The organism is Promicromonospora sp. NPDC090134, assembly GCF_044746965.1.
Lineage (GTDB): Bacteria > Actinomycetota > Actinomycetes > Actinomycetales > Cellulomonadaceae > Promicromonospora.
In genome coordinates this window covers 584,807-597,324 of the sequence record NZ_JBIVCZ010000002.1, presented here as the reverse complement: position 1 = coordinate 597,324, position 12,518 = coordinate 584,807, and the positions used below count along the sequence as shown (strand labels likewise).

Genomic DNA, 12,518 nt, shown 5'->3' with positions numbered 1-12,518 from the left:
CGGTGGTGCGGGTTCGGTCAGGATGGCGACATGAACAACGCACCCGAGACACCCGGCGAGCAGACGGACGACACCTACGACGTCATCGTGATCGGTGGCGGGCCCGTGGGCGAGAACGCGGCGGACCGCGCCTCCCGCACCGGCCTGTCCGTCGCCCTGGTCGAGTCCGAGCTCGTGGGCGGTGAGTGCTCGTACTGGGCCTGCATGCCGTCCAAGGTGCTGCTGCGCGCGGGCACCGTGCGCGCCCTCGCGCGCGACACACCCGGCCTGGCAGACCCAGGGGCGCCCGACGTCGCCGCCGTGCTGGCCCGGCGCAACGAGATCACCTACGACTGGGACGACTCCGGGCAGGTCTCGTGGGTCGAGGGTGCGGGCATGACGCTCGTGCGCGGGCACGGCCGCCTGGCCGGCGAGAAGCTGGTGGAGGTCACGGTGCCGCGGGCGTCGGCCGGTGCCGGGTCCGGCGACGCGGCCGGAGGCGGCGCCGAGGACGACTCCGACGTCGGCGGCGGGCTCGGGGAGGCCGAGACGGGCGAGGTCCCGGTGACGAGGCTCCTGCGGGCCCGGCATGCGGTGATCGCCGCGACCGGCAGCGTGCCCGTGCTGCCCGACACCCCGGGGCTGGCGGCCGCCTCGCCGTGGTCGAGCCGGGAGGCGACGGGCGCCGAGGCGATCCCCGAGTCGCTGGTCGTGATCGGCGGCGGGGTGGTGGGCGTCGAGATGGCGAACGCGTACGCGGACCTCGGCGCGCGGGTGACACTGCTGGCCCGGGGCGGCCTGCTGTCGAACGCCGAGCCGTTCGCGGGCGAGATGGTCGGCGAGTCGCTGCGCGCGATCGGCGTCGACGTCCGGACCGGCCTCGGGGTCGCCTCGGTCGAGCGGCCGGGCACCGGCAGCGACAACGAGCCTGCCGGCCCGGTGACGGTCACCCTGTCCGACGGCGGGACGATCACCGCCGCCGAGATCCTGGTCGCGACGGGGCGCGTGCCGCGCACGACCGACCTGAACGTGGAGAGCGTGGGCCTGGACGCGTCGAGCCTCGGCCGCGGCGGGGCGCTGGTGGTCAACGAGTCGCTCGAGGTGGTCGGCGTGCCCGGCGGCTGGCTGTACGCGTGCGGCGACGTGACGGGGCGGGCGCCGACCACGCACCAGGGCAAGTACCAGGGCCGCATCGTCGGCGACGTGGTCGCGGCGCGCTACGGCACGGAGTCTGGCGACCGCTCCCCGACGAGTGGTGACCCGGAGCCCGCCGTCGGACAGGAGGGCAAGCCGTGGTCGCGGTACGCCGCGACCGCCGACCACGGCGCGCGCGTCCAGGTGGTGTTCACCCACCCGCAGGTCGGCTGGGTGGGGCCGACGGAGCGCGAGGCGCGGGCCGCCGGGATCCCGGTCGAGGCCGTGTCGTACGACCTGTCCTGGGTGTCCGGTGCGAGCGTGGACGGCCCGAACTACACGGGCCGGGCCCAGGTGCTGGTCGACACGCAGCGGCGGGTCCTGGTGGGCGCCACGTTCGTGGGGCCGGACGCCGGCGAGATGCTGCACGCCGCGACGATCGCCGTCGTCGGCGAGGTGCCGCTGGACCGGCTGTGGCACGCGGTGCCCGCGTACCCGACGGTCAGCGAGGTGTGGCTCCGCTTCCTGGAGTCCTACGGCCTCTGATCCACCTCGGGCTCGGTCCACTCACCTTTGAGGCCCGGGTTTCTTCGCTTTGGACGGTTCCAAAGCGAAGAAACCCGGGCCTCAAAGGTGAGCCGCGGCGGCCCGCGCGGGGCCGCCGGGTGGGGTCAGCTCGTCGGGGTCAGCGAGCCGTCCGAGCTGAAGACCAGCCCGAGGGTGACCTCGCCCTGCTGCAGGGCCGACTTGGTCAGCGGGCCGCCGGCGTCGAGCGAGCGGAACTCCGCGAACTCCAGGCCGTACGTCTCCTCGAGGCCCGGCTGGCAGAACGGGCGCTCCGTGCACTCCGGCGGGCCACCGAGCACCAGGCCGCCGCAGGTCTCGGCGAGCTCGCTGAGCGTCGTGACGCCGTTCTCGTCGGCGAAGGCCTTGGTCACGGCGAAGGCGTTCTGGTCCTGCGCGGGAGACGGCTGGCCGAACACGAGCCCGACCTCCTCGCCCAGCCCGGTCAGGCCCTCGACGGTCGCGTCGAGGTCGCTGCTCGCGACCGGCTCGGCGTCGGCCCCGTTGACGTCCTTGTTGATGAACTCGGTCAGGGTGCCCACGTACTCGGGGATCACCTGGACCTGCTCGCCGTCCTCCAGTGCGGGGAGGTAGGCCTCACGGTTGCCGATGGTGGTCACCTCGGCGTCGTACCCGGCGGCGTTCAGCACCGTCGCGTAGATGGTGCCGAGCGTGGCGCTCTCGGCGAAGTCGGCGGCGCCGACGACGATCTTGCCGCTGCCGCTCTGCTCGGAGCTGTCGAGGCCGGCGTCGGCGACGAACTCCTCGGCGACCTCCGCGGACGTGCGGCGGTCGACGTCCACGGCCTTGTTCAGGCCGATGAGGGTGTCGGTGTCGAGCGCGGCCGACACGGAGTCGAGCAGCGGGATCAGCGTGTCGTCGCCCTCCACGGCCGCCGCGTTGATCGCCGGGATGATGTTGTCGACGGTCTGGAGCTGCTGGTCGTCCTCGAGCACCACCAGCTCGTCGCCCGGGACGGCCTCGCACGCGGCGAGGGTGCTGCCGCCGGTCGAGGTGCTGCCGCCACCTCCGCCGGAGGAGCCCGGTGCACCACAGGCGGTCAGGAACGCGAGGGAGACGACGGCGGCCGCGGCGCCGAGCGCGCGCGGCAAGGACACATGCGTACGGGGGAACTTCATCGAATGTCTCCGAACGTGGGTGACGTACAACTGTTCTACGGCTTCGATCCGTCCCATTCGACCTCGGTCGGCGGTCGATGGCAAGGGATAAACCCCCTCGTGAGAATGTCGTTACATTTGGTCGGGCACCCCGGGGAGTTATTCCCGGAGAGATGCCCTGCTAGGCAGCGCGGACCCGGAGCGGGGCCGGGGTCGCGATGCGCTGCCCGACGGCGAGCACGGCGTCGATCAGCAGGCAGAGCCCGGCGACCACCACGCCGCCCGCGAGCACCTCGCCGTACCGTTGCGTGCCCATCCCGAGCGCGATGATCTGGCCCAGACCACCGCCTCCGGCGAGGGCCGCGAGCGGGATCGTCGCCACGACCTGCACGATCGTGACGCGCAGGCCCGCGGCGACGAGCGTGGTGGCGAGCGGCAGCTCGACCTGCAGCAGGATGCGCCCGTTGCTCATGCCCATGCCGCGGGCGGCGTCCTTGGCGTCGGGGTCGGCGCCGCGCACGCCCTCGTAGGTGTTGACCAGCAGCACCGGCACCGCGAAGAAGGCGGCGGCGATGACGGTGGCGGTGTTGCCGAACAGGCCGCCCGCGGCGAGGAGCAGGATGATGCCGAGGGTCGGCAGCGCCCGGGAGGCGTTGGTCAGCCAGACGACCGTGCCCGCGCCCCGGCCGCTGTGGCCCAGCCAGGCGCCGGCCGGGATGGCGAGGGCGGCGGCGACGGCCACGGCGATCACCGTCATGACCAGGTGCTCGCCCGTGAGCTCGAGGATGCCGCCCGGCTCGGTCCAGGTCAGGGGGTCGTTGAGCCAGACGATCGCCTCCTGGACGACGCCGGTGGGGGCGGTCATGCGGTCCTCCCGCGCAGCCAGGGGGTCAGGGCTCGGCCGACGGCCCAGAGGGCGAGGTCGAGCACGAGGGCCAGCAGGATCGTCGCGAGCGTGGCCGTCATGATCTCGGCCCGGTAGAAGTTGTTGCGGAAGCCCTGGAACATGAGCTGGCCGAGCCCGCCGTACCCGACCACGACGCCCACGGTCACCAGCGCGACGGTGGACACCGTGGCGAGCCGCAGCCCGGCGATGATGCTCGGCATGGCGCTCGGCATCGCCACCTGGACCAGCAGGCGCCCCGGCCCGTAGCCGAGGCCGCGGGCGGCGTCGGTGACGGCGGGGTCCACGGTGGACAGCCCGGCCACGGTGTTGCGCAGGATGATGAGCAGCGCGTAGACCACCAGGCCCACCAGCACGGGCGTGCGGCCGATGCCGAGCAGCGGGGCGAGGATCGCGAACAGCGCCAGGGACGGCACGGTGTACAGCACGGCCGCGGTGCCGAGCACCGGTCCGGCCAGCCACCGGGACCGGGAGATCAGCGCGCCGAGCGGGATGGCGATGGCCGCCGAGATCGCGACGGCCTCGATCGTCAGGCCGGCGTGCTCGACGGTGCGCTGCCAGATCAGGGGCGCGTTGTCGACCACGTACGACCAGGAGAACCACGGGTTGCCGGGCATGCTTGAAACCTATCGTGCTCTTCACCCGGTAGGTTCGAGCACATGGCCTCACGCACCGTGATCGAGCTGGACACCGTCCGCAAGACCTTCGGCAACGGCACCGTCGCCGTCGAAGGGCTGAGCCTCTCCGTGCGCGAGCACGAGGTGCTCGCGCTGGTGGGGCCGTCGGGCTGCGGCAAGTCGACCACGCTGCGCATGGTCAACCGGCTGGTGGAGCCGACGTCGGGCCGGATCCTGCTCGACGGCGAGGACGTGACCACCACCGACCCCGTGGCCCTGCGCCGCCGCATCGGCTACGTGATCCAGAACGTGGGGCTCTTCCCGCACCGCACCGTCGAGGCGAACATCGCCACCGTGCCCGGACTGCTCGGCTGGGACCGGCGCCGCACCCGGGCCCGCGTGGCCGAGCTCCTGGACCTCGTGGGCCTGCCCGCGGCCACGTACGCGAAGCGGTACCCGCACGAGCTGTCCGGCGGTGAGCGCCAGCGCATCGGCGTGGCCCGGGCGCTCGCGACCGACCCGCCGGTGCTGCTGATGGACGAGCCGTTCGGTGCCGTCGACCCGGAGTTCCGCCGCCACCTGCAGACCGAGTTCCAGCGGATCCAGCAGGAGACCGGCACCACGGTGATCCTCGTGACCCACGACATCGACGAGGCGGCGCGGCTGGGCGACCGGATCGCCGTCCTGTCCCGCGGCGGCAAGCTGGAGCAGGTGGCGAGCCCGCTCGCGGTGCTGGCCCACCCGGCGTCGGAGCGGGTGCGCGACTTCATCGGCGACGGCGCGGCCTCGCGCATGCTCTCGCTCGCTCGGCTGCAGACGGCCGACCTGGAGGGCGTGGACCGGATCGTCGAGCCCGCCCCCGCGCCCGTCCGGCTGGGCGCGCGTCTGACCGACGCGTTCGAGGCGGTGGCCGCGCTGCCGGCGTCGGCCATGGGGCGCGTGCCCGTGGTGGGGGAGTCGGGCGAGCTCGTCGGCTCGCTGACCGCGGACGGGATCCTCGGGGCGCTGCGCCGGGCGGCGGACGCGGCGGCGGGGACGGCGTCGGACGCGGCCTGGGACGGACCCGACGCGGCCGGTTCGACCGCGGACGCCGAAGAGGCCGCTGTGACCGACGCCGCGTCCTGACCTGCGCCCAGACCGGGACCCCGGGAACCAGCCCCGATAGTCTCGGGGCGTGACCAACGCACGCGTAGCCCTTGCGACCTGTTCCCAGCTGCCCGACCTCGACAAGGACGACGTGCCGCTGATCGCCGCGCTCGCCGAGCGTGGCGTGACGGCCGAACCCGCCGTGTGGGACAGCCCGGCCGTTGACTGGCAGTCCTACGACCTCGTGCTGGTCCGCTCCACCTGGGACTACTCGCCCCGCCACGACGAGTTCCTCGCGTGGGCGCGCTCGCTGCCCAAGGTGGCCAACGGCGCCGACGTCATCGAGTGGAACACCGACAAGCGGTACCTGCGCGAGCTCGAGGCCGCGGGTGTGCCGGTGATCCCGACGATCTGGCTGGACCCGCAGCGGCACCTGTCCAAGCGCGCCGTGCACACGCGCATGCCCGCGTTCGGCGACTTCGTGGTCAAGCCCGTCGTCAGCGCCGGCGCGCAGAACACGGGCCGCTACCAGCCGGTGTCCGCGCAGTCGCGCGGCAAGGCGATCGCGCACGCCACCCGCCTGCTCGACGACGGCCGCTGGGTCATGATCCAGCCCTACGTCACCTCCGTGGACACCACGGGCGAGACCTGCCTCGTCTTCATCGACGGCGAGCTCACCCACGCCGTCCGGAAGAACGCGCTGCTCACCGGGCCGGCCGAGGACTCGGGCGAGCTGTACGCGCGGGAGGAGATGGCGTCGTTCGAGGCCACGCCCGACCAGATCGAGGTGGCCCGGCGGGCGCTCGACGTCGCACGGGCGGCCACCGGCTCGGACCTCACCTACGCCCGCGTGGACCTCGTCTCGGGCGACGACGGCGTGCCGATGGTCATCGAGCTGGAGCTCACGGAGCCGTCGCTCTGGATGAAGTACGGCACGGGCGTCGAGGGCAAGCTCGCCGACGCGGTGGTGAAGCTGCTGGGCTGAGCCCGGCGCTCCCGCCGTCGGGCAACGCAAGAGGGCCCCTCGCCTGAGCGAGGGGCCCTCTTGTACATGGGGTGAGCGACGGGACTTGAACCCGCGGCCCTCGCGACCACAACGCGATGCTCTACCAGCTGAGCTACGCCCACCATGTTCGCCGATCGTGGACCGGCGACCGTCGAAAAGCATACATGGTCAGCGGCCACGAACCGAACTCAAATCTACGGAGCGAGCTGCTTCGTGACGGACGTCTCGGCGACGCTCGCCGCGGCGGCGCGAGCGGTCGCCGTGTCGGGGCCGGGCTGCGCGGGGAAGAGGACCTCGCGGTAGTAGCGCAGCTCGTCGATCGACTCCAGGATGTCGGCCAGCGCGCGGTGCCCGCCGTCCTTCTTGGGGGAGGCGAAATAGACGCGCGGGTACCAGCGGCGCGAGAGCTCCTTGATCGACGACACGTCGATGATCCGGTAGTGCAGGTACTCCACCAGCTCGGGCATGTGCAGGTCGAGGAACGACTTGTCGGTGCCGACGGAGTTGCCGGCCAGCGGGGCCTTGCCCGGCTCGGGCACCCACTCGCGGATGTAGGCCAGGATCTGCTCCTGGGCCTCCTCGAGGGTCAGCCCCTCGTCGAGCTCCTCGATCAGGCCGGACGTGGTGTGCATGGTGCGGACGAAGTCGTTCATCTGCGCCAGCGCCTCGGCGGGCGGTTTGACGAGGACATCGACACCGGTGCCCAGGACGTTGAGATCGGAGTCGGTGACGATCGCGGCGACCTCGATCAGCGCGTCGGCGCGCAGGTCGAGGCCGGTCATCTCGCAGTCGATCCAGACGATGCGCTCGTTGGGGTTGGGAAGGCTCACCGGCCCAGCCTATTCCGTCCGGCGCCGGGGGTGATCCGCTGGGTGCGGTACGGGGGCCTGAGCTGTGCTGCTCGACGTCGGCACTTTCCTGCGAGGTCGGCAGTCGGCATCGAGATCGGCACAGGCCTGTGCCGATCTCGATGCAAGGTACCGACGTCGTGGGGTGTGCTGGTCGGCAGGGTGCACGAAGGCCCTTCCGCGAGGCGACGAGGTCGCTCGGGGAAGGGCCAGGATGTCCGACGCCGGCCGGGTGGCTGGGCTGACCGGTTTGCCGGACGGTCGCGTCAGATCAGGCGGAGCCGCTTGGCGCGCTTGGCCGTGCGGCGCTCGGGGCGCTCCCGCAGAGCGCGCTCCTGGGCACCGGCGACCTCCGCGCGGCGGGCGATCTCGGCGACCTGTGCGCGGCCGATGTAGTAGGCGGTCTGGGCATGCATGTCCGTGGTCCTTCCAGGGTGGGGAGAGGTGACGGTCGCAGCGGGCGTGCTCCGGCCGGGTCGCGGTCGGAGCTCCTCAGTGTTTCCGTCGTGTTACATCATGTCAGATTCCGGAAATGCCGCGCAAGGCGGACAGGGGTGACGTGCAGCACCCTGTCGCAGGTCAGCGACCTGCTGGGAGGTCTTGCACGCCCAAACAACGAAGCAGAGCGTGTGACGGGCACACGCTCTGCTTCGGGATGTCGGCCGCGCCGGTCGCCGGAGGAGCTCCGACAGGCGCTGTACGGGTCATGCGGACCGCACGCGCAGGGCGGGTGCCGGTGCGCGGTGGTCGAGGTGTGCGGCGCGGGCCTCGGCCCGGCGTCGCTTCTGCTCCTCGCGGAGCCTGCGTGAACGCCGGTGTTCCTCGGCGTCCTGGAGGCGTTCCCGGTGAAGGGTCTGCGCCAGTTCGTACTCGGTGTGCACGTGAGTGCCTTTCGTGACGCTGGATTGCCGGTCTCCCGACAGGAGGGTCTGGCCGGACCCTGTCCACCGCCCGGTATGGGACCGGACGGACGTCACCGCGGTGTGCCTTGAGCCTCCCAGGAGACGGCGGTGCGGCGCACGGCTTTATTCGCGCGAAGTCGCTAAAGATTCCTTGCGCAAGTTCTCTTTAGCGTCCTACCCTCGTGGCATGCCAGAGCAGGAGCAGCCGGAGACCAAGGGGTTCACCCGGCCGACACAGCACGACGACATGGTCATCTCGCAGACCGAGGCCATCAAGGCGATGGCCCACCCGCTGCGGATCCGGCTGCTCGGGCTGTTCCGCCCCGGTGTGGAGCTCACGGCCACCCAGTGCGCCGAGCGCACGGGGGAGTCGGTGGCGAGCTGCTCGTTCCACCTGCGCCAGCTCGAGAAGTACGGGCACGTCGAGCGGGCCGAGGCGCACGGCAAGGAACGTCCGTGGCGGGCGGTCAGCCGCGGGTTCAGCGTCCGCCCCGACCTCGCGGACCCGGAGTCCTGGCCCGCGGCGAAGGCGTTCGGCAGCATGTTCGTCGCCGAGCAGTTCGCCGCCCTGCAGCGCTGGCTCTCCGACGCCGAGCGTGACGACCCGGACTGGCTGTACGCCACGACCCAGACCCACCAGGAGTACTGGGTGACGCGCGACGAGCTCGACGACCTCTCCCGGAGGCTGGAGGAGCTCACCGCACCGTTCCGCGGTCGCGCGGAGGACCCTGGCATGCGCCCTCCGGGTGCGCGTCGCGCACACCTCTTCGGCGCGGTCTGGTCCGAGATCCCGGACCCGGAGGGTGAGGACGCATGACCGCCACCAGGCCCCCCGCGGCCGGCGACGACCCCGCCCGGTACCTGCGGACCCCGATCTTCCGGACCCTCGTGGTGGGCTGGACCCTCGCGAACGTGGCGGACTCCCTGCTCACGCTGCTCATGGCGGTCTGGGTCGCGGACCTGACCGGCAGCGCCGCGCTGGGCGGCGTGACGTTCGCCCTGCTGGGCCTGCCCGCGCTCGCCTCGCCGTTCCTGGGGCACCTCGCCGACCGGGTCTCGCGCCGGCTCATGCTCGTGGTCGCCTACGTCGTGGGCGCGCTCGGGCTGGTGCCGCTGTTCTGGGTGGACCGGCCGGACCAGGTCTGGGTGATCTTCGCGTCCACGCTGGTGTACTCAGCGGTCGCGTACGTGACGGGCGCCTGCCAGTCCGGCATCCTCAAGGACCTGCTGCCGAACGAGGCCCTGGGGCACGCCAACGGCCGCCTCTCGATGATCGACCAGGTGCTGCGCGTGGCCCTGCCGATGTTCGGCGCCGCGGTCTACGCGGTGGTCGGCGTGGTGCCGCTGGTCGCGGTGGCGATCGCCGGGTTCGTGGGGGCAGCCGTGGTGTTCCTGCTGGTGCGGGTCGCCGAGTCGCGGTACGACGACGAGCCGGGCGAGTCGTACCTCGCGGCGATCACGGCGGGGTTCCAGCACCTGTTCGGCACGCAGCCGCTGGGCGGCATGACCTGGAACGCCGTGATCGTCTTCGCGTCGGTCGGCCTGGTGAACGCCGTCGTCTTCGCCGTGCTCGACGGGCTGGGGCTGCCCGCGGCCTGGCTTGGCCCGCTCACCGTGCTGCAGGGCGTGGCCGGGTTCGCCGCCGGGGCGCTGACGCCCCGCCTCATGGCGCGCTACGGGCGGCCGCGCGTCTACGCGCTGGGGATCCTCGCCGGGGGCCTGGCCCTCGTGCCGCTCCTGTTCGACTGGGTCATCCCCGTGGTCGTGAGCCAGGCGCTGCTCGGCTTCGGCGTGACGGCCGCGATCATCGCGTGGGTCACCGAACGCCAGGTCCGGACCCCGGAGCGGCTCCAGGGCCGGGTCGCGGCGGCCGGGCACCTGGTCAACAACCTGCCCGGCACCGTGGTGACGGCGCTCGGCGCGGGGCTGCTCGCGTTCGTCGACTACCGGCTGCTGGTGCTGGTCAACATCGTGGTGGTGGTCGCGGCCGGGCTGGTCGCGCTGCGCCTGCGCCGCGCGGCCGACCCCGACGTGTCAGACGCCCAGGTCACCCGGGTGGCCTGAGCGTCCGACACGCCAGGTCAGGCTTCGCCCGGGAGGGCCTTGCGGATCACCAGGCGGGTCCACGCGCCGACGAAGACCCGGTCGTTCTCCTCGATCTCGCGACGCACGCCCTGGCTCAGCGGGCTGTCCGGCAGCGGCTCGCCCGCCGCGGCCACGAAGGTGCCGTTCGACGAGCCCAGGTCCTCGACCCACCAGCGCTGGCCGTCCGTCGTGAGCTGGCAGTGCCGCCGGGACACCCCGGGGTCGCTGCCGCAGTCGATGTCGGGTCGGATGCCGCGCGACCTCGAGGGCCGCCCCACCAGCAGGCTGCGCTGCCGCAGCGTGACGAGACCGGGCAGGCCCGCGGACGGCATCGGGTCCTCCGGCCGCTCGTGCGCGTACCAGTCGGGGTCCACCCAGATCTCGGCCACCCAGGCGTCGTCGCCCGGGACGGGCGGCGCGGCCAGACCGCCGCCGTCCGGCGACGGCGCGGGGGCCGGCGCGGGGGCCGTGGTCGGGGCGGGCGCCGGCACACCGGCCGACGACGACGTCCCGGCCGGCGTCGGAGCCGAACCCGCCGGCACGGGCGCCGACCCGGCCGGATCGCCCGCGGACGCCGCGCCGGCGCCGGCCACGGAACCGCTCGCGGGCTGGGTGGCATCCAGGTCGCCGAGGTCCAGGCCGGACGTCGGCGGGGGCGGCGGAGCCGGCGTCCCGGTGGTGAAGTCGTACCCGCAGTTCTCGCAGAACAGGGAGTCGGCGGGGGACAGGTCGCCGCAGTTCGGGCACGTCACGGGGCCGGCGGACGCCCCGGCAGGCGCGGCCGGCGCACCACCGGACGCGCCGGTGCCGGTCGCGACGCTCCCGGGTGCGGCGGCGGACCCGACGGCCGACGCGGCACCGGCCCCCGCGGGGATCGGCGTGCCGCAGACGTCGCAGTAGTCCGTGGCCTGGCTGGTGTGTCCCTCCGGACAGACGACGGTCATGCGCGCCGGACCCGGGTCGTCTTGGTGGAGGCGGTGTCGAGTGCCATCTCGTCCAGCTTGGCGGTGTTCCGCTTGAGCCGCACGGTGCCCTCCTCCTCGTTCTCCACGTCCACGATCTTGCGCAGGCGCGACGTGGCCTCGTCGTTGCCGGTCTCGGCGGCGAGCTGCACGGCGCGGCCGAGCTTCACGGTCGCCGTCGCCTCGTCGCCCGCGGCCTTGGCCGCCAGGCCCTCCTGGATGGCCGAGGCGAGCTCGGCCTGGCCCGTGTAGTGCGCCACCTCGGGGCTGATCCGGGCGGTGAGCGTGGAGTCGTCCGACCACTTGGCCTTGACCAGGCCCGACGCCGCCACCTCGCCGCCCACCGCGACCTGGACCCGCGCCGCGAGCTGCTCCGAGCCCACGGGCTTGGCCGCCACCCGCACGGCCACGTGGTAGTCGCGGGTCTCGTCGGCCCACGCGCCGGTGGGGAACCCGCTGGTCAGCGGGTTCACCTCGGTACGACGGCTCGTCAGGTCGTCCACCTCGGGGGCCACCTGCTTGACGAACAGCACCTGCGACCCCTGCGGCGCCCACACCCGCAGGTCCACCGAGGCGACGCCGCGCGACATCGACTTGCGCACCAGGGCCGCGAAGTCCTCGGCGATGTCCTCCGGCCGCGCGATGAGGTCGACGGTGCCGAGCAGCGCCGTCGAGATCTTGCGCAGCTCCTCGACCACCCAGCGGTCGCCCACGCCGCGGGCGTCGCACTGGAAGTGGCCCGTGACGTCGGCGATCATCCGGTCCAGGTGCATGGTCGGCTCGGACTCGTTCTTGCCGTCGGTCAGCAGGATCAGGTGCTTCTGCGCCGCCGGGACCGTGGCGAACAGGTCGTCCGCGAGCCGCAGCCACGTCGAGATGGCCGTGCCGCCGCTGGCCGACATCGTGGAGATGGCCCGCTTGGCCTCGTTGCGGGCGCCGGGCTCCATGGCCACCATCGGCACGCGGGCGTTGGGGTAGGGGAAGATCCGGGTGGCCACGTGCGAGCCGCCGATGATCGCGAACAGCGTGCCGTCCGGGATCTGGTCGACGGCGACCGCGGCGGCGTGCTTGGCGGCCTCCATGTTGCGGCCCTGCATGGACCCGGACGTGTCGACGGCGACGATCTCGGCGACCTGCCCCGCGCCGCCGGCGTCCGCGGTGGCGCTCGCATCCGCGCCCGCACCCGCGGCGACGCCGACGGCCCCGGCCGCCCCCGCGCCGGTGCAGGTCACGGACACGATGGCGTGCACGTCGGTGCCGCCGTCGGACAGGAACTCGTTCTGGAAGACCTCGGCGGAGAACTCGGCCACGGT

The 12,518-nt window shown here is 73.0% G+C and carries 12 protein-coding genes and 1 tRNA gene; 5 read left to right on the top strand and 8 right to left on the bottom strand.

The window, feature by feature from the left end; translation table 11 throughout:
* Positions 1-30 precede the first annotated feature (30 nt).
* Positions 31-1,659, top strand: a complete 1,629-nt coding sequence (locus tag ACIPN7_RS09005; protein ID WP_400540182.1) for a dihydrolipoyl dehydrogenase family protein — start codon at positions 31-33, stop codon at positions 1,657-1,659.
* A gap of 125 nt (positions 1,660-1,784) precedes the next feature.
* Here ACIPN7_RS09005 and ACIPN7_RS09000 read toward each other — a convergent pair whose 3' ends face one another.
* The 3 genes from ACIPN7_RS09000 to ACIPN7_RS08990 form a co-directional block, all read right to left on the bottom strand.
* Positions 1,785-2,816, bottom strand: coding sequence for a glycine betaine ABC transporter substrate-binding protein (locus ACIPN7_RS09000; RefSeq protein ID WP_400540180.1), 1,032 nt, complete (start codon positions 2,814-2,816; stop codon positions 1,785-1,787).
* Between the two features lie 160 nt (positions 2,817-2,976).
* On the bottom strand, positions 2,977-3,660 hold the full coding sequence (locus tag ACIPN7_RS08995; RefSeq protein WP_400540178.1) for an ABC transporter permease: 684 nt from the start codon (positions 3,658-3,660) through the stop codon (positions 2,977-2,979).
* Positions 3,657-4,316: an ABC transporter permease gene (locus tag ACIPN7_RS08990; RefSeq protein WP_400540176.1), complete on the bottom strand. Its 660-nt coding sequence runs from the start codon at positions 4,314-4,316 to the stop codon at positions 3,657-3,659. The genes ACIPN7_RS08995 and ACIPN7_RS08990 overlap by 4 nt, the downstream gene beginning before the upstream one ends.
* Positions 4,317-4,358: 42 nt before the next feature.
* Between ACIPN7_RS08990 and ACIPN7_RS08985 the strand changes: the two genes are divergently transcribed.
* Both ACIPN7_RS08985 and ACIPN7_RS08980 read left to right on the top strand, forming a co-directional pair.
* Positions 4,359-5,441 carry an ABC transporter ATP-binding protein gene (locus ACIPN7_RS08985; protein WP_400540174.1) on the top strand — a complete coding sequence of 361 codons (1,083 nt, stop codon included), beginning with the start codon at positions 4,359-4,361 and terminating at the stop codon, positions 5,439-5,441.
* Positions 5,442-5,490: 49 nt separating this feature from the next.
* Positions 5,491-6,387: a RimK family alpha-L-glutamate ligase gene (locus tag ACIPN7_RS08980; RefSeq protein ID WP_400540172.1), complete on the top strand. Its 897-nt coding sequence runs from the start codon at positions 5,491-5,493 to the stop codon at positions 6,385-6,387.
* 67 nt (positions 6,388-6,454) lie between these two features.
* Here the strand turns inward: ACIPN7_RS08980 and ACIPN7_RS08975 are convergent.
* The 3 genes from ACIPN7_RS08975 to ACIPN7_RS08965 all read right to left on the bottom strand — a co-directional run bounded on the left by ACIPN7_RS08975 (position 6,455) and on the right by ACIPN7_RS08965 (position 7,672).
* A tRNA-His gene (locus ACIPN7_RS08975) sits at positions 6,455-6,530 on the bottom strand.
* A 72-nt stretch (positions 6,531-6,602) separates the two neighbouring features.
* Entirely contained in the window at positions 6,603-7,238 is a 636-nt protein-coding gene (gene orn / locus ACIPN7_RS08970; RefSeq protein ID WP_400540170.1) for an oligoribonuclease, read from the bottom strand.
* A 284-nt stretch (positions 7,239-7,522) separates the two neighbouring features.
* Positions 7,523-7,672: a hypothetical protein gene (locus tag ACIPN7_RS08965; protein WP_377231711.1), complete on the bottom strand. Its 150-nt coding sequence runs from the start codon at positions 7,670-7,672 to the stop codon at positions 7,523-7,525.
* Positions 7,673-8,345: 673 nt separating this feature from the next.
* Here ACIPN7_RS08965 and ACIPN7_RS08960 point away from each other — a divergent pair.
* Both ACIPN7_RS08960 and ACIPN7_RS08955 read left to right on the top strand, forming a co-directional pair.
* Positions 8,346-8,975: an ArsR/SmtB family transcription factor gene (locus ACIPN7_RS08960; protein ID WP_400540167.1), complete on the top strand. Its 630-nt coding sequence runs from the start codon at positions 8,346-8,348 to the stop codon at positions 8,973-8,975.
* Positions 8,972-10,222 (top strand): MFS transporter, encoded by a 1,251-nt coding sequence (locus ACIPN7_RS08955; RefSeq protein ID WP_400540165.1) that lies wholly within the window; start codon positions 8,972-8,974, stop codon positions 10,220-10,222. Before ACIPN7_RS08960 ends, ACIPN7_RS08955 begins: the two co-directional genes overlap by 4 nt.
* A 17-nt stretch (positions 10,223-10,239) precedes the next feature.
* On the opposite strand, the gene ACIPN7_RS08950 is transcribed toward ACIPN7_RS08955, so the two are convergent.
* Both ACIPN7_RS08950 and ACIPN7_RS08945 read right to left on the bottom strand, forming a co-directional pair.
* The gene (locus ACIPN7_RS08950; protein ID WP_400540164.1) at positions 10,240-11,187 is read right to left on the bottom strand and encodes an FHA domain-containing protein; all 948 of its coding nucleotides are present in this window, start codon (positions 11,185-11,187) and stop codon (positions 10,240-10,242) included.
* Complete coding sequence (locus ACIPN7_RS08945) at positions 11,184-12,515, bottom strand: VWA domain-containing protein (RefSeq protein WP_400540162.1); 1,332 nt, start codon at positions 12,513-12,515, stop codon at positions 11,184-11,186. Before ACIPN7_RS08945 ends, ACIPN7_RS08950 begins: the two co-directional genes overlap by 4 nt.
* Positions 12,516-12,518 lie beyond the last annotated feature (3 nt).